General features: G+C 58.0%; 14 protein-coding genes. 10 read left to right on the top strand and 4 right to left on the bottom strand.

From position 1 onward, the window contains the following. Positions 1-246: 246 nt before the first annotated feature. Positions 247-1008, top strand: a complete 762-nt coding sequence (locus GS605_RS08245) for an NAD kinase (protein ID WP_245217987.1) — start codon at positions 247-249, stop codon at positions 1006-1008. A gap of 241 nt (positions 1009-1249) precedes the next feature. Here GS605_RS08245 and GS605_RS08240 read toward each other — a convergent pair whose 3' ends face one another. The 3 genes from GS605_RS08240 to GS605_RS08230 form a co-directional block, all read right to left on the bottom strand. Beyond that, entirely contained in the window at positions 1250-2701 is a 1452-nt protein-coding gene (locus GS605_RS08240) for an amidase family protein (RefSeq protein WP_171723618.1), read from the bottom strand. Between the two features lie 89 nt (positions 2702-2790). Beyond that, complete coding sequence (gene prpE / locus GS605_RS08235) at positions 2791-4680, bottom strand: propionate-CoA ligase PrpE (protein ID WP_171633735.1); 1890 nt, start codon at positions 4678-4680, stop codon at positions 2791-2793. A gap of 365 nt (positions 4681-5045) precedes the next feature. Continuing rightward, entirely contained in the window at positions 5046-7319 is a 2274-nt protein-coding gene (locus GS605_RS08230; RefSeq protein ID WP_171723617.1) for an NADP-dependent malic enzyme, read from the bottom strand. Between the two features lie 185 nt (positions 7320-7504). Here GS605_RS08230 and GS605_RS08225 point away from each other — a divergent pair, with 185 nt between their 5' ends. The 7 genes from GS605_RS08225 (at position 7505) to upp (ending at position 13892) form a co-directional block, all read left to right on the top strand. Continuing rightward, positions 7505-8209 carry a hypothetical protein gene (locus tag GS605_RS08225; protein ID WP_171723616.1) on the top strand — a complete coding sequence of 235 codons (705 nt, stop codon included), beginning with the start codon at positions 7505-7507 and terminating at the stop codon, positions 8207-8209. Continuing rightward, entirely contained in the window at positions 8172-9275 is a 1104-nt protein-coding gene (locus GS605_RS08220; RefSeq protein WP_171633728.1) for a cupin domain-containing protein, read from the top strand. The genes GS605_RS08225 and GS605_RS08220 overlap by 38 nt, the downstream gene beginning before the upstream one ends. Before the next feature lie 68 nt (positions 9276-9343). Continuing rightward, positions 9344-9760 carry a cytidine deaminase gene (locus tag GS605_RS08215; protein ID WP_171723615.1) on the top strand — a complete coding sequence of 139 codons (417 nt, stop codon included), beginning with the start codon at positions 9344-9346 and terminating at the stop codon, positions 9758-9760. A gap of 4 nt (positions 9761-9764) precedes the next feature. After that, complete coding sequence (locus GS605_RS08210; protein WP_171723614.1) at positions 9765-11072, top strand: thymidine phosphorylase; 1308 nt, start codon at positions 9765-9767, stop codon at positions 11070-11072. Continuing rightward, complete coding sequence (locus GS605_RS08205; protein WP_171723613.1) at positions 11069-12280, top strand: phosphopentomutase; 1212 nt, start codon at positions 11069-11071, stop codon at positions 12278-12280. Before GS605_RS08210 ends, GS605_RS08205 begins: the two co-directional genes overlap by 4 nt. Continuing rightward, entirely contained in the window at positions 12277-13263 is a 987-nt protein-coding gene (locus GS605_RS08200) for an adenosine deaminase (protein ID WP_171723612.1), read from the top strand. The genes GS605_RS08205 and GS605_RS08200 overlap by 4 nt, the downstream gene beginning before the upstream one ends. Further along, positions 13260-13892, top strand: a complete 633-nt coding sequence (gene upp / locus GS605_RS08195; RefSeq protein WP_171633718.1) for a uracil phosphoribosyltransferase — start codon at positions 13260-13262, stop codon at positions 13890-13892. The genes GS605_RS08200 and upp overlap by 4 nt, the downstream gene beginning before the upstream one ends. A 6-nt stretch (positions 13893-13898) precedes the next feature. Here upp and GS605_RS08190 read toward each other — a convergent pair whose 3' ends face one another. Next, positions 13899-14912 (bottom strand): hypothetical protein, encoded by a 1014-nt coding sequence (locus GS605_RS08190; RefSeq protein ID WP_171723611.1) that lies wholly within the window; start codon positions 14910-14912, stop codon positions 13899-13901. A gap of 147 nt (positions 14913-15059) precedes the next feature. On the opposite strand from GS605_RS08190, the gene GS605_RS08185 reads away from it, so the two are divergent. Together GS605_RS08185 and GS605_RS08180 are read left to right on the top strand one after the other, a co-directional pair. Then, positions 15060-15995 carry a DMT family transporter gene (locus GS605_RS08185; protein ID WP_171723610.1) on the top strand — a complete coding sequence of 312 codons (936 nt, stop codon included), beginning with the start codon at positions 15060-15062 and terminating at the stop codon, positions 15993-15995. A 282-nt stretch (positions 15996-16277) separates the two neighbouring features. Beyond that, positions 16278-17051 (top strand): Hint domain-containing protein, encoded by a 774-nt coding sequence (locus GS605_RS08180; RefSeq protein ID WP_348539514.1) that lies wholly within the window; start codon positions 16278-16280, stop codon positions 17049-17051. Positions 17052-17079: the final 28 nt, after the last annotated feature.

The following is a 17079-nucleotide window of genomic DNA, read 5'->3' as shown; positions in this document are numbered from 1 at the left end:
GATCGAGCCAAAAAGCTCGGGATCACGATCAGAAAGGGACTGGGTGAAAAATCCGGTATCACGAAGATTGGCGTTCATGGGCGCTCCACATGGCTGGGTAAAAATCTTGCGGATTTCCTATCGGAAACGCCACATTCGCAAAAGGCTTAAAGCGACGATTTGGCCCGCTGCGGCGTCAAGACTGGCCTATCGGGGAAAGGTATGTTTGTTTCGGAACCAAATGTGCAGCACCGGAAACCGGAAAACATGAAAAAAAGAATCGCCTTTCTTGCCAGTGAGGTCAAAGTGGCGCAAACGGCCCGGGATATTCTGGTGTCCAAACACGGTAATGTGGCGCCCCGCGACGCAGATGTTGTGGTTGCTCTTGGGGGTGATGGCTTCATGTTGCACACTTTGTACAATGTGCAGCATCTCGATACTCCGGTTTACGGGATGAATCGCGGCACGATCGGCTTTCTGATGAATGAGTATCACGAAGACGATCTGATGGCGCGGTTGGAGGATGCCGAAGAAGAGGTTATCAACCCGTTGGCCATGCAGGCGATGGACCAATCAGGAAAACTGCACCAAGCCTTGGCGATCAACGAAGTGTCATTGCTACGCGCCGGTCCTCAGGCAGCAAGGCTCAAGATCAGCGTAGACGACCGGGTGCGCATGGCCGAATTGGTCTGTGACGGGGCATTACTTGCCACTCCTGCGGGATCGACCGCCTATAACTATTCCGCGCATGGGCCGATTGTTCCGATTGGCGCTGACGTTCTGGCCCTGACACCCATCGCGGCGTTTCGCCCACGGCGGTGGCGCGGTGCCTTGTTGCCGAAAATGGCGAAAGTCAGGTTCGATGTGGTCGAAGCTGACAAGCGACCCGTCATCGTGGCTGCTGATTCCGTTTCTTTCCCGGATATAGACTGGGTCGAGATCAGGTCGGAACCAGCCATTGCGCACCGTATCCTTTTCGACCCCGGCCATGGGTTGGAAGAGCGTCTAATATCCGAACAATTCACGTAAAATCGGCCATCTCCGAATTTTTTCTCACGCCTATGTGAAGCAGTTCACAGGAATTCCCTTAACGATTGGCTAATGTGAAATTGCCCGGAGAACACGCCAAGGTGGGAGTGAGTGGCCACCTGAACGGCGTATTCGAATGATTGCGCAGATTTTGCGCTGGCGAGGGTGGGTGGTGCTACGCTCGTCATCAGAAATCCGGGCTTATTTTAGCAGTCGGACCCCGGGTACAATGTCCCGGGGTCTATTTTTTGCAGCCGCCCTGCAACTCTGACTTCTCCCAAAGCGGCAGGCACATTTGGCCCACGCGTGCCTCGATTGCCGAGGCCGCATCCACCGCCAGATCTTCGCGCCAGCGCTGTGCTGCAATCTGAACATTGATCGGCTGTGGGCCCTTTGGCAATTCAGCCAGCCGGGCCGGGACACATGCCGCAGGCAGGCCCAGAAAGTTCATCGCATAGGAATAAACGGCGCACCCCAGAACCTCATGCACTCCGTCGGCGCCTTCGGTGTCCCGGTCAGGTTTGAAGAACGGCTGTGGCAGGAAAGGCGACAGCACCAAAGGGTAATCTTGTAAAAACAGGGACCATTCCCGCGCATAGTGGCTTCGTTTGGCCAGCATCTGAACAATCTCGGTTTCGACAATTGGCGGGAACTCCTGGAAATAGACCGCAAAGATATTCTGAATGGTTTTCGAACCGGCCGTTTCGATATCTGATTGCATGAGCGTGAGCACTTCACCCATCAGCGTACGGTAACCGATCCGACCGCATTCAAATACATCAGGCGGGTCAATCTCTTGCACCACATAACCCGCATCGGTCAGTGCGTCCCGTGCCGTGTCGAGCGCTTTTTCCACCTCGGGGTGCAGGGCATAGCCGAATGTGTTCTTGGTGAAGGCTACCTTGATGGGCGCGTCGGGATCAGGACCACGCCAGGGCATCGGCACGTGAAACGGGTCACGCGCGTCGGCGGCGATCAGGCTGGGCATGGACAGATGCAGGTCAGCAGCCGACCGGGTTATCAGACCCTGAACTGACATCGACTGCGCCAGCAAACCGCGTTCGACTTTCTGGCTTGGGTTCCACGCCGGGACACGCCCCAGCCCGGGTTTCACGGTCACGGCTCCGTTGGCCGCCGCGGGAAAGCGCAGGCTGCCGCCGATATCGTTGCCGTGGGCCAGCGCGCCGATTCCGGCCATGACCGCGACGCCAGCGCCACCGGAAGAGCCGCCGGGCGAGATATGCCGCCCCCAGGGGTTGTGCGTACGCCCATACAGCGGATTGTCCGTGTCGGCGCGGAAAGAGAACTCGGGCGTGTTGGTTCGCCCGACAACAACAGCCCCTGCCTTTAGCAGATTGCTCACAACCGGGGCGTCATCCGGTGCAATCACATCTTTCAATGCGACGACACCGTTGGTTGTGGCATGGCCTTTTTGGTCAACGTTCACCTTGATCGTGACCGGCACGCCATGCAGCGGACCCGTGGGTTTGCCGCCAGCCCGCGCATTGTCCAGCGCTTCGGCACGTTCCAACGCTTGCTCGCGCAGGTCTTCCACCACCGCATTCAAACCGGGGTTGACCTCATCCATTCGCTCGATCGAGGCCCGAACCGCCTCGGTTGCACTCAGGTCGCCGCGTCTTGTCAGGGTGGTCAGGTCTGTGGCGCTGAGACGCCAGATATCGGTGTGTGTCATGGGTCCTCACTGTCTTAACGTGACAGTAGAGGGGCTGCTTCCGGTTGCAAGAGAAGACAAAAAATGGGCGGCTAATGCCGCCCCTCGGGTTACTTGGCGTAACCGATTGTCTGCAAGGCCTCTTTGATCTCGTCAAGAATGGCTGGATCATCGATCGTTGCAGGCATTTTGTAATCCTGACCGTCTGCAATCGACACCATCGTACCCCGCAGGATTTTACCCGAACGTGTCTTGGGCAACCTGTCGACGACGACGGCCAGTTTAAAGGCCGCCACCGGGCCGATCTTTTCCCGCACCATCTTGACGACCTCCTGAACCACGTCGCCATGATCCCGATCAGCGCCGGCATTCAGGCACAGGAACCCAACGGGCATCTGACCTTTAAGCTGATCCGATACGCCGATCACCGCGCATTCCGCGACGTCCGGGTGAGCGGCAAGCACTTCCTCCATCCCCCCGGTCGACAGGCGGTGACCCGCGACGTTGATGACATCATCGGTGCGGGCCATAATGTAAAGATATCCGTCCTCGTCGATCATGCCGGCATCGCCGGTTTCATAATACCCGGGGAAATGCTCCAGATATGACTTCCGGAACCGTTCTTCGGCGTTCCACAAGGTCGGCAGGGTGCCCGGAGGCAATGGCAGTTTGACCGCGATGGCCCCCAGTTCGCCGGCTTTCATTGGGTGGCCGCCTTCGTCGAGAATTTGCACATCATAGCCGGGCATCGGTTTCGCGGGCGAACCCAGCTTAATCGGAAGCTCTTCGATACCCAGCGGATTTCCTGCGATGGCCCATCCGGTTTCGGTCTGCCACCAATGGTCGATCACCGGAACCTTCAGCGCATCCTGCGCCCAGATGATGGTGTCGGGGTCAGCCCGTTCCCCCGCAAGATACAGTGCCCGCAGATGAGACAGATCGTACTTGGCGATCAATTCGCCTTTGGGGTCTTCTCGTTTCACGGCACGGATCGCCGTAGGGGCGGTGAAGAAGCTTTTAACCTTGTGTTCCGAGATCACGCGCCAGAAGGTTCCCGCATCAGGGGTGCCGACCGGTTTGCCTTCGAACACAATCGTCGTGTTGCCGTGGATCAGGGGGGCATAGCAGATATAGGAATGTCCAACGACCCAACCCACATCGGAGGCCGCCCAGAATACATCACCGGGATCAACGTCATAGATGTTCTTCATGGTCCAGTTCAGTGCCACCAGATGTCCGGCAGTGGGACGCACGACACCCTTGGGTGCCCCCGTGGTGCCCGATGTGTACAGGATGTAGGCCGGATCATTGCCGTCGACGGGAACACATTCCGCCGGTTCGACACCGTACTGGAACCCGTGCCAGTTGTAGTCGCGCCCTTCGATCAGCTGCGCAACTTCCTGTTCGCGCTGAAAGATGACGCAGAAATCCGGCTTGTGCTTGGCAAGTTCGATGGCACCGTCCAGAAGCGGCTTGTAGTGTACGACCCGGCCAGGTTCCATACCGCAGGACGCTGCAATGACGGCTTTGGGTTTGGCGTCGTCGATACGGACCGCCAGTTCGTTGCTGGCAAATCCGCCGAACACAACGGAATGCACAGCGCCCAGACGTGCGCAGGCCAGCATCGCCTCAAGCGCCTCGGGGATCATCGGCATGTAGATGATGACGCGGTCACCTTTCTCGATACCTTTCGCCCGCAGCGCGCCGGCAAGATTGGCCACGCGGTTGCGCAGCTCGACATAGGAAATCTCGCGCTTGGTATGGGTGATCGGGCTGTCATAGATGATGGCTGTCTGCTCGCCGCGCCCGTTTTCCACGTGGCGGTCCACGGCGTTCCAGCAGGTATTGACCCGTGCGTCGCTGAACCATTCATACAAAGGCGCGTTGTCGTCGAACAGAGCTTTGCTGGGTTCTTTGACCCAATCGATCCCCTTGGCGGCGTCCATCCAGAACGCCTCGGGGTCTTTCTTCCAACTGTCATAAACGTCCTGATACGCCATCTCGTCCTCCTCACAACGACTTGGTCTTTGTGTTAGGACCCAGAAAACTATCGGGCAAGCGCGTCAAATGACGACGCGTCAGTTTATCGCAAAATATTTGCAGTAATTCGCGCAACAGCTTGCAAATTTTTGCAAACATCTTTTCCAGCATTGGATTTTCTGCGCCAAAAAGGCCATTTTGCAAACTTGCAAATTCGACTGTGCAAAAGATCACGTCCGAGGCGACTCGGCGCAAAGCCAATTCACCATTCTTTCGTGTGCCCCATGGCTCCCAAGGAGAAGCAACCACATATAGCAGTCAAAAGGTGAGAATTGTGTTAACCGCACCCCTGTGGGGATGCGGTGCAGGGCGTGGGGCGGCCGGCTTACCCGTAATGCGCCACCGGTGTCCCCGCGATGGCAGCCATGTTCAGCAAACCGCGTGCGGTAATGGACGGGGTGACGATGTGCGCCTTGTTGCCCATTCCCATCAGAATGGGGCCAACTTCGATCCCGTCCGCTTTCATTTTCAGGATATTGCGCACGCCGCTGGCCGCATCCGCATGAGCAAAGATCAGCACATTTGCCGCGCCCTGTAGGCGAGAACCCGGAAAAATCCGTGCCCGAAGATCCGAATCAAGGGCCGCATCCAGGTTCATTTCGCCTTCATAGACAAAGTCGCGCGGTTTCTGGTCCAGGATGTCCAATGCAGCGCGCAGGCGCTTTCCCGATCCTTCTGCCTGATTGCCGAATTGTGATTGCGAACAGAATGCGATCTTGGGTTCGATCCCAAATCGGCGAACATGCCGCGCGGCGCCAATGGTGGATTCCGCCAGTTCTTCGGGTGTCGGCAATTGCCGGACATGCGTATCGGCGATGAACAGGGGGCCGTCTTCCAAAATCATCAGCGACAACGCGCCGTGCGGACGCAGGTTTCCATCGTCAAGCACCTGTTCAACATAATTCAGATGCCAGCGATACTCGCCGAACGTGCCGCAGATCAGGCTGTCAGCCTCGCCCCGATGCACCATAATCGCGCCGATGGCGGTTGTATTTGTGCGCATGATCGCCTTGGCCAGATCCGGGGTCACACCTCGGCGCTGCATGATCTGATGATACGAGTTCCAGTAATCGTAATAACGCGGATCGTTTTCCGGGTTCACGATCTGGCAGTCTGTGCCCGGGCGAATGGTCAGGCCCAGTTTTTCGCATCGGGATTCGATGACTTCGGGGCGTCCGATCAGGATCGGTGTTTCCGTTGTTTCCTCAAGAATGGCCTGTGCAGCCCGCAGCACCCTTTCATCTTCGCCTTCGGCAAATACGATGCGACGGGATGCGACGGCCGCGGCCTCGAATACGGGGCGCATCAAAAGCGCCGACTTGAAAACAGACTGGTTGAGTTTTTCCTTATAGGCCTCAAGATCCTTGATGGGGCGCTTTGCGACGCCGCTTTCCATGGCTGCCTTGGCAACGGAAGACGAGACGACACCCACCAAACGCGGATCAAAAGGTTTCGGAATCAGGTAATCCGGCCCAAAGGTCAGTTGCTCGCCCTTGTAGGCGGCTGCGGCCTCGGCGCTTGTCGTCGCGCGGGCCATTTCCGCAATGCCGTCAACGCAGGCGATCTGCATTGCGTCATTGATCTCGGTGGCGCCCACATCCAGAGCGCCCCGGAAGATAAACGGAAAGCACAATACGTTGTTGACCTGATTGGGAAAATCGCTGCGCCCCGTGGCGATGATCGCGTCCGGTGCAACCTCACGCGCGGCCTGAGGCAGAATTTCTGGCGTTGGGTTGGCCAGTGCGAAGATGATCGGACGATCGGCCATTTTCTGAACCATTTCAGGCTTCAGGACATTCGGGCCACTCAGGCCCAGAAACAGATCCGCATCGCCGATTACATCATCCAGAGTCCGCAATTCCGTTTTCTGCGCAAACTGCGACTTGTGCGGGTTCATATCCTCGGCGCGCCCCTCGTAGACGAGCCCGTGAATATCGCACAGCCAGATGTTTTCCTGTTTCACACCCAGTTTCACCAGCATGTTCAGGCAGGCAATCCCCGCAGCCCCGCCGCCGGTTGATACGACTTTGATGTCCGCAAAGGATTTCCCCGCCACATGCAAAGCGTTCTTGGCCGCAGCCCCGACGACAATTGCGGTTCCGTGCTGATCGTCGTGAAAAACGGGAATGTTCATGCGCTCGCGGCACAGCTTTTCGACAATGAAACAATCCGGTGCCTTGATGTCTTCCAGGTTGATGGCCCCGAATGTCGGTTCTAGTGCGCAGACGATATCCGCCAGCTTTTCCGGATCAGGCTGGTCTACTTCGATATCAAAACAGTCAATACCAGCGAATTTTTTGAACAGGACGGCTTTGCCCTCCATCACTGGTTTCGAGGCCAGCGCCCCGATATTGCCCAGACCAAGAACCGCGGTGCCGTTGGATACCACGGCGACAAGGTTGCCGCGCGCCGTGTACTTTTCCGCGTTTGCGGCGTCGGCTTTGATTTCAAGGCTGGCCTCGGCCACGCCGGGCGAATAGGCGCGCGCCAGATCGCGACCGTTGGCCATCGGTTTCGTGGCCTTGATCTCAAGTTTTCCGGGTTTCGGATGGGCGTGATAGTCAAGCGCGGCCTGTCGCAGGCTGGGGGTGTCAGACATTGAAGTTTCAGTTCCCTCTTAGAATTTGATTTAACATTAAACTATTCGTCCAAGCTTGGCTACGTTGCGTAATTTTGCCGACGTGGCGCAGTTGCACACCCGAAATGGGTTGAATTTTGACATATTTTTTTTACATCTAGGCAACTTTGCGAAACGAACAAACACTCAGGCAAGACGAAGCAGTAATGACTTTCAAGGCAAATGATCAGGTCGATGGCCTGTTTTCCGGTTCTGTGTCGGATACCGGAGTTGTGCGGCTAATCCTTTGGTTTGCGGTGCTGTCAGGTGTTGTGCTTCTTGGTGCTGTTGGCATCTGGCCAGAACAGGCACTGGTTTTCAATCAGGAAGGCGGGTTGTTTGAAACAATTTCCGCCGCGTGTTTGTTTGCAGCAGGTGTGGCGGCTTTGTGGCGATATCCAGGTGTCACCCGGCTGTATATCGGGCTGACATTCCTGTTGTTGGCCGAGCGTGAGCTGGAAGCAGGCGTTTATCCTGAAGGCAGTTTGCCGTTCCTGATCCTTGACGGTCTGGATGTGGTGCTGGACGTCACTCTGGTCAGGGTCGTTCTGGCCTGCGTTGTTCTGGGCGGTGTCATCTGGCATGGGATCCCGACGGGATGGTGTGCTGTCAAACAGCGCGCGTCTTTTCTGATCGTGTTCATTGCGGCCGGCTGTCTTGCCGTCATCGCTCAGCTTCTTGAAGAATTCACCGGTCTGCACGGCCAAGCTTTGTCGTCAGTTGTGAAGACGCGCCTTTTTGTGATGGAAGAAACGCTCGAGATGTTCTTTTCGATTGGCATTTTGGCCTCTGTTCTGATCGGATGGTCAAAATCGAATTCTGACGAGACATCTCATGACAAAGACATACGTGCCTTCCCGGACCCAAGCTGAATTCCGGTTGCCTACCCAGGAAATTCGAAACGACATCCCCTTTTATACCAAGGTGTTGGGGATGCAGATGGACATGATCTATCCCGCGGACGATCCGCGCGTCGCAGTGTTTTCGGGGCACGGTCTGCGGCTGCGGATTGAAAAAGACGCGCCCGAAGCTCCGGGAACATTGCGCATCCTGACAGATGACCCGGAAAGCTTTGCAGATGGCCAACGCGTTCTTGTCGCGCCGAATGGGACCCGGATCGAAATCGAAGAGCGTAATCCGCCGCTGGTGATGCCTGAAACAGTTCATTCCTTTGTGGTGCGCAGGCTCAAGGATCAGGCGCCATGGATCATCGGTCGGGCGGGGATGCACTATCGCGATCTGGTGCCGGATCGTCTGGGTGGATCGATCATCGCCAGCCATATCCGCATCCCGGACGGGGGCCCGGTGCCCGATATGGTGCATTTTCACAAAGTCGGGTTCCAGCTGATATTCTGCATTCATGGCTGGGTGGATGTCGTCTACGAGGATCAGGGAGAGAAAATGCGCCTGACCGCAGGGGATTGCTTTATCCAGCCGCCGGAAATTCGTCACCGCGTGCTCGAGGCGTCAGACAATGTTCAGGTCATCGAGATAGGTGTGCCAGCGGAACATGTCACGGAAATCGACCATGATATGCAGCTTCCCACGCCGCATTTTCGCCCGGACCGTGAATGGCAGGGGCAGCGCTTTGTCTACAACCAGGCCAAGGATGCTGAATGGGTGCCATTCCGTCTTCCAGGTTACATCTGCCGCGATACGACAATTGCCGAGAACACCAAAGGGGTCGCTGGCGTCCAGGTCGTACGCAAAGGGCAGGGCGATACCGAATGGGCCAGTCACGATACGGACATTCACTTTACCTTCGTGATGGACGGGGCGGTAACACTGGAAGGCGAGGGGCGCGAGCCCTACCGGCTGGAGCAAGGAGATGCCTTTGTCATCCCGCCCGGGATGCGCACGCGCTTGTCCTCGCCCTCGGACAACATCGAGTTGCTGGAAGTAACCTTGCCCGGTACGTTCACGACAACACTGGGCTGACTGAAAAACACTGGCTGGGGGCTTCAATTCCTCGGCCTTTTTACGTAACGATCCAAATTTCTGACCAGATGATCAAAAAACGGGGAATCGCCATGTCGCTCAAAGACGCTGCCTTGTCAGTCCGCGAAAACGCCTATGCGCCTTATTCGAATTTCAAGGTTGGCGCAGCGCTTCGGACTTCGACGGGTCAGATCTTTTCCGGGTGCAACGTTGAAAACGTGGCCTATCCCGAAGGCACTTGTGCCGAGGCCGGCGCAATTGCCGCGATGGTCGCCGCAGGTGAGCAGGAACTGACCGAGGTCTATGTGGTCGCCTCCAGCCCTCAGCCTGTGCCGCCTTGCGGTGGGTGTCGCCAGAAACTGGCCGAGTTTGGCAAGCGCGACGTTAAGGTTACTCTGGCAACCGTGGACGGTGCTGAATTTAAGACAACCATCGGGGATTTGTTGCCGGGCGCATTCGACGCGTCTCATATGGAGGATGTCTGAACGCATGGATGCCCGCTCGATCATAGCAAAACTGCGCAGGCAGGAGGTGCCCGGTCGCGAGGAGCTGACCTGGTTTGCGCAGGGGCTTGCGGATGGAAGCGTCAGCGACGCGCAGGCCGGGGCATTCGCCATGGCTGTCTGCATGGGCGGATTGGGCCCTCGGGGGCGTGCGGATCTGACGATTGCGATGCGCGACAGCGGTGACGTTCTGACGTGGGACGTGGACGGGCCGGTGATCGACAAGCACTCGACCGGAGGGGTCGGGGATAGCGTCAGTCTGGTTCTTGCTCCGGCGCTGGCGGAATGTGGGGCGTATGTCCCAATGATCTCGGGCCGGGGTCTTGGGCATACCGGCGGAACGCTGGACAAGCTAGAGGCGATACCGGGAGTCAGCACTCAGATCGGGCAAGACCGCCTTGCGCAGATTTTACGCGATACCGGCGCGGCCATCGTCGGGGCGACCGGCCAGATCGCGCCGGCAGACAAGCGCCTTTATGCGGTGCGGGATGTGACCGCGACGGTCGAGAGCCTGGATCTGATCACGGCGTCGATCCTGTCCAAAAAACTGGCCGCCAGCCCGGACGCGCTGGTTCTGGATGTCAAAACCGGCAGCGGTGCTTTCATGAAAACGATGGAAGATGCCCGCAAATTGGCCACCGCATTGACCGAGACAGCAAACGCAGCAGGCTGCCGCACGTCGGCGGTGATCACGGATATGAACCAACCATTGGCCCCGGCGTTGGGGAATGCCTTGGAAATCGCGGAAGTGATGAAGGTGCTGACCACGTCGAATGCGTCCCCTTTGGCAGACATTTCCGCCGAGCTGGGGGGGGTCCTGCTGACCGATGCAGGAATGTGCGGAACGGTTGAGGAAGGGCGTGAGAAGATCTTTGAAACCATCCGTGACGGCCGCGCTGCCGAACGGTTCGGGCGTATGATGGCAGCGGTTGGTGGCCCGGTTCAGTTTGTCGATACCTGGGCCCGCTTCCTGCCTGAGGCGAATGTCATCCAAGAGGTTCCGGCCCCGCAGGACGGCTTCATCTCGGCCGTTGACGGAGAAGCTCTGGGTCTTGCCGTGGTTGCGCTGGGCGGTGGCCGTCAGGTCGAAAGTGATGAGATCGACCCCGCCGTCGGAATATCCAGTGTTCTTCGGCTTGGGGATCGCGTGTCAAAAGGCGCGCCGATTGCAGTGATCCATGCTGCTCGGGAAGATGCCGCGCGCCGAGCAGCTGAAACCGTGCTGAGCGCGATTGAGATCAGCGGTATGGCTCCGACGTTTCCGGATCTGATCCACGAAAGGATCAGCGTATGAGCCGTGCATTTCTCGTCGTCATGGACTCCGTTGGAATAGGCGGTGCGCCTGATGCCGATCGTTTTTTCAATGGCGACGTCCCGGATAGTGGGGCAAATACGCTGGCCCATATCGCGCAGGCCTGTGCCTTAGGGCGGGCCGAAGACGGGCGCTCGGGCCCTTTGATCCTGCCGACCCTCGATGCGCTGGGTTTGGGTGCGGCTGCGCGACTGGCGTCTGGGGACGCAACCCCCGGATTGAACGCGAAACCCAATGGGCTGTGGGGCTGCGCGCGCGAGCATTCGCCCGGCAAAGACACGCCCTCGGGCCACTGGGAACTGGCAGGTCTGCCGGTGCCGTGGGATTGGCACTATTTCCCCGATACTGTTCCGGCTTTTCCCGCGGGCCTGAGCCGCGCAGCGGCCCAGGCCGCCGGGACCGAAGGCATCCTTGGCGATTGCCATGCCTCGGGCACGGCGATCATCGCCGAACTGGGTGCCGAGCATATGCGAACCGGCTGGCCGATCTGCTACACCTCAGCCGACAGTGTGTTTCAGATCGCAGCCCATGAAGAGAGTTTCGGACTGGACCGTTTGCTGGGTATGTGCCGCGCACTTGCACCGCGCTTGCACAAGATGAAAGTGGGCCGTGTCATTGCGCGCCCCTTTGTCGGCTCGCCAGAGGCGGGATTCGAACGGACTGCCAACCGCAAGGATTTCGCCATTCTGCCGCCCGCACCGGTTCTGACCAATTGGGTGCAGGATGCCGGGCGGAAGGTGCACGCGGTGGGCAAGATCGGCGACATCTTTTCCATGCAGGGTATCGACACGCTGCGCAAAGGGTCGGACGCTGAACTCATGCGGCACCTTTCAGAGCTGGTGGATGACGCCGAACAGGGCAGCCTGACTTTTGCCAACTTTGTTGAATTCGATAGTCTTTACGGCCACCGCCGCGATATCAGCGGTTATGCCCGAGCATTGGAATGGTTCGATCACGAGATCGGCAAGATTCTGGCCAGGCTGCGCCCCGACGACCTGTTGTTGTTGACCGCCGATCATGGCAATGATCCCAGCTGGACCGGGACAGATCACACACGTGAACAAGTGCCGGTTCTGATTTCCGGGTCGGGCACGGGGCAGATCGGCCAGGTGGACTTTGCCGATATTGCCGCCAGCATCGCCCACCACCTGAACATTCCGGCGCAAGGGCCGGGAAGGAACTTTCTATGAGCGTCGCCGATCTGCCGAAAATAGAACTGCACCTGCATCACGAAGGCGCCGCGCCACCGGCATTCATACGTCAGCTTGCGCATGAAAAACGAGTGGATCTGAGCGGTATCTTCAAGCCGGACGGATCCTATGATTTCCGAGATTTCGCGCATTTCCTGAATGTGTATGAAGCTGCTTGCGAAGTCCTGAAGACGCCCGAAGACTTCCGGCGGCTGACATTGGCCATTCTTGAAGAAAGCGCCAAAAACGGTGTCGTCTATTCTGAGACTTTTCTGAGCCCCGATTTTTGTGGCGGCGGCGACCTGCACGCCTGGCGGGACTATCTGAACGCCATTCAGGACGCGGCGGACGAGGCCGAGCGCAAGTTTGACATCACCCTGCGCGGCGTCATTACTTGTGTTCGCCATTTCGGCCCCGATCAAGCCAAGCGCAGCGCCTATTGCGCGGCAGAGACTGCGGGCGACTGGATCACCGGTTTTGGCATGGGTGGCAATGAATCCGTTGGCACTCAGGGCGATTTCAAATGGGCGTTTGACTGCGCGCGCGAGGCCGGCCTGCGGCTGACGACACATGCCGGTGAGTTTGGAGGCCCTCAAAGCGTGCGCGATGCCGTCCGCGATCTGGGGGTCGAGCGCATCGGGCACGGTGTTCGCGCCATCGAGGATCCGGACCTTGTTCGCGAATTGGTCGACCGGGACATCACTCTTGAGGTCTGTCCGGGATCGAATGTGGTTTTGGGGCTTTTCCCGGATTTTGCGACACATCCAATCGCGGCCTTGCGTGATGCGGGCGTGAAGGTCACCGTCTCAACGGATGACCCGCCATTTTTTCACACGACCATGCGGCGGGAATATGAAATGCTGAACGCAGCTTTCGGCTGGGAGGCCGAAGATTTTGCGGCCCTGAACGAAACCGCCCTGGAAGCGGCCTTTTGCGATGACGCTACCCGTGCGCGGGTCAAGAAAAGACTGGAGAAAACATGAGCGAACATCTGACCATCGTCGATCACCCTCTGGTGCAACACAAACTGACGCTCATGCGGGACAAGGGCACTTCGACCGCCGTGTTCCGGCAGTTGCTGCGCGAAATAACGCTGCTGCTGGCCTATGAGGTCACGCGCGACATTCCCCTGACCACGCGTAATATCGAAACGCCGATGGAAGAGATGGACGCTCCCATACTGGCGGGCAAGAAAATGGCGCTGGTGTCGATCCTGCGTGCCGGAAACGGAATGCTGGATGGGGTGCTGGAGCTTGTTCCCTCTGCGCGTGTCGGCTTTGTCGGTCTGTATCGCGACGAAGAAACGCTGAAGCCCGTGCAGTATTACTTCAAGGCACCCGAGAGCCTGAAAGACCGTTTGGTTATCGCGGTGGATCCGATGCTGGCCACCGGCAACAGCTCGGCCGCGGCGATTGACCTGCTGAAAGAGGCGGGGGCGACGGATATCCGGTTTCTGTGCCTGTTGGCCGCGCCGGAAGGTGTGGCGCGTATGAAAGAGGCGCACCCGGATGTGCACATCGTCACTGCCGCATTGGACCGCGAGCTGAACTCGAAAGGCTATATCATGCCGGGTCTGGGTGACGCGGGCGACCGGATGTTCGGAACCAAGTAACCCGGCTTATTCACCGCATATGTTTTGTAGCCGGACCCAATCACGGTCCGGCAACACCTGTTCCAGTGTCCGGCCGGCCATGGGATCGGCCTCGATCAGACCCAGTACTGATTCACCGGTAATGTCCTGAGCATAGGCGTAAGGGGTAGAGGGCAGGGCGCTTTGCGAGAACATCGCCAGCAAGTCATCGTCCGGAAGGGAAGGTCGGGGCTGCGAAAGGACCTGTTCGGTATAGGTGTCGATGATCTCAGGTGTCAGTTCCCCGGTCGTCAACAGCCGAAAGGCCGAGGCCGCTCCGGTTCTGTCCAGCAGATCATCCAGCGGGTCGTTGAGCGCCGCCCGCGCGCGTTCTGCAATAACATAACCTGCTGCGACAGCAGGGTCTTCGTGGTCTTCAACCAGCGCCCGGTTCAACAGAACGGTGCCACCCGGCAAGCTGAGACTGTCCTGAACGCCGGCGGGCAGAATAATGATCTGCCGTACGCCCGTACGACTGGCCAACCGATCCAGTGACGCCTGCGCATCCACAGACGAGCAGGCCTGTCCCGAGACGCGCTCGATCCGACGCAGTATCGTGTCTCCGATTTCCTGTCGTTTGATTTCGGGCACGACCGAGACAACATGGTTTTGCAACGCACCGGGCAGCCAAAACAACAATACGGCCAGAACCGCGGCCACAACGCCTCCGACGCTCATCCAGCGCAAACGGCCGGGATGGGGGCGCGAACGTTCGATGGCATGTTGCAGCCGATCGATCGCTTCAAGCATCGTGGTTTCGGATTCTCCCAGTTCCAGTGTCTCATCCGGATCACCGTCGGGGCAAAAAACAGCCGGAAAGACACCGGGGTTCTGTCTTTCAAGCGCCGCCAAAGACCAATGCGTCAAAGCCCTGTCATTGAAATCGGAGATGGTCAGGGTCGCCTTGCCAATCGATACCACAACTTCGCGCCGCTGTTCATCGGGCGAAGGGCGCCACAGACCGGTGGCTTCGATCCGCTGGTACTGTTTCAGGGCCGTCATCTGGTTGGGGTCTGCTCGAAATTGTTTTGCCGCAGCTTAGCATGGTGAAAACGCCGTACGCAAACCTGTTGCGCAGGTATTCCGATTTGTGCTGGATACCCGTCAGGAAAAAGATCGCCGATCTTTGATCGCAACAAGGGCGCGAACATGCAGGCAGATACGACCACCTCTCCGGTGCTGGCTTCAGCCCTTATGGTAGCAGCAATGGCAATTATCGGCGTGATCGACAATGTTGTGATCCTGCTGGCCGAGACGGTCGGGCTGTGGCAGTTCCATTTTATGCGGGCATTGCTGATGCTGCCGCTGATTGTCGGGCTGTCCCTATTGGGGCTGGGCGGGCTGAGGCCGCAACGGTGGAGGGCGGTCATCTTACGCAGTCTTCTGATTACGACGGCCATGTTTTTCTATTTTGCATCGCTGTCGATGATGCCGATTGCGCAAGCTCTGGCAGGGTTGTTCACCTCGCCGATTTTCGTGCTGTTGATTTCGTCCATTGCGCTTGGGCAAAAGATCGGGCCGTGGCGCATTCTGGCTGTGTTGGTCGGTTTTTCGGGCACTCTTCTGGTTTTGCAGCCAAACCCTGTCGAATTTGACATGCGTTCGGTTTTTCCAGTTGCGGCAGGTTTTTTCTATGCCTTGAGTTCGATCATGACGCGGACATATTGCGCGCGTGAAAGCACGGTTGCGATGCTGGCTGCGATGGTCATTACCCTTGGGCTGTCGGGGGCCGTGGGCGCCGCCTTGTTCACGCTTGCACCCGTTGCCACGCTGGACGGGCCGGACGGCTTTGTTACACGGGGTTGGGTCTGGGAAGTGGGGCCCGCGCTGCAATGGATTGTTATTCAGGCGGTCGGGTCGACGATTGCGGTCTTCATGCTCATCAAAGCCTATCAGATAGGCGAGACCTCTTACGTGGCCGTGTTCGAGTACTCGGTGATGATTTTCGGGCCGCTCTTTGCATTCGTCGCACTGGGTCAGACCCTCGATTTGATGCAAGTGTCCGGGATTGTCCTGATCGCGACGGCAGGGGTTTTGCTGGGCTGGCGGGCCAGGCGGTCATCCACCCAGCAAGATTTTGCCTGACACGTACAATAGCGCTCTGCCAACGTTTTTTGCACGCTGCAACCTCAACAAGCAGGTTCATTTCAACGGAACAGGTGCAAATGGATTCGTAAGATCCATTCATGCTGACCGTTTCGGAAATTGCACAAAAGCCTGTTTATGTCTTGCAAGTGTTTACCAAATCGCCCCGGAAATGCGCTGTGACGGCCCAAAATGGGCAAAAATATGTCTGAAATAAGACAGCCCCGATTTTTGATGTTAGCTGTTTGGCATAGTGAGTTTGTGCCAAAGGGGGTTAGGCACGTGTCTGAAGTTACGAGTATTTCTGTTTATCTTGATCAGTCGTCCGACACTGATCCAACCAGTTTGAACCATGCCGTGAACGCGCGCCGTGGTGGTTTTTTGAGCGACACGAAGGTTGCGACAACCAGCGGATGGAAACCGGTTGAGCGCATTGCAGTCGGCGATCTCGTCCGAACTCTGGATCACGGGTTCAAAGAGGTGCGCCGCATCTCGACCAGCGTCGTGGTCATTCCTGCCGAAGAGCGCCGTTCCGAGTATTTGCCGGTTTTCGTGCCGGCACGCGCCGCGTATAACGGGCGCCCCGTTTGGCTGATGCCCGAGCAGGGCATCGCTCTGAACCTGTCGCAGTTTGATGCCAATGTCAGCGGATGTTCCGTCGTATCCGCAAGACTGCTGAATGGCGTGGGTCGGCTTATGTCGCAGGCACCGGGATCGTCGTTCGAGGTCCGTTCCCTGTTTTTCGACGAAGATCAGGTGATCTTTATCGAGGGCGGCCTGCAAGCTTACTGCCCTTCCGGCCTGTTTAACATGCGCGGCAGGGTCAGCGGGGCTGGTTACGATGTCGCCGATGAAGAGACCGGCCCAAAGCTGGTCAACCTGATTGCAAGCAGGGGAGATATGTCAGCCCTTGCCAACCCATTGGGTGCCCTGCCTGCACCCATTCCGCAGGAACCGATATTTCCAATCCGTCCGCCCTCTGGGGTCAGGCGGCCGGGTCGACCGGGGCGTCCAAACGCGCCGGTGCTGTTTCTGCGGCCCGAATGGCAGATCTAACCAAACACTGACAAAAACGATGCAGGCG

Origin of the sequence: Ruegeria sp. HKCCD7559 (assembly GCF_013110575.1) — a bacterium.
Classification (GTDB): Bacteria; Pseudomonadota; Alphaproteobacteria; order Rhodobacterales; family Rhodobacteraceae; genus Ruegeria.
The sequence above is the reverse complement of the archived record's forward strand: the minus strand, read 5'-3'. Positions and strand labels throughout refer to the sequence as shown.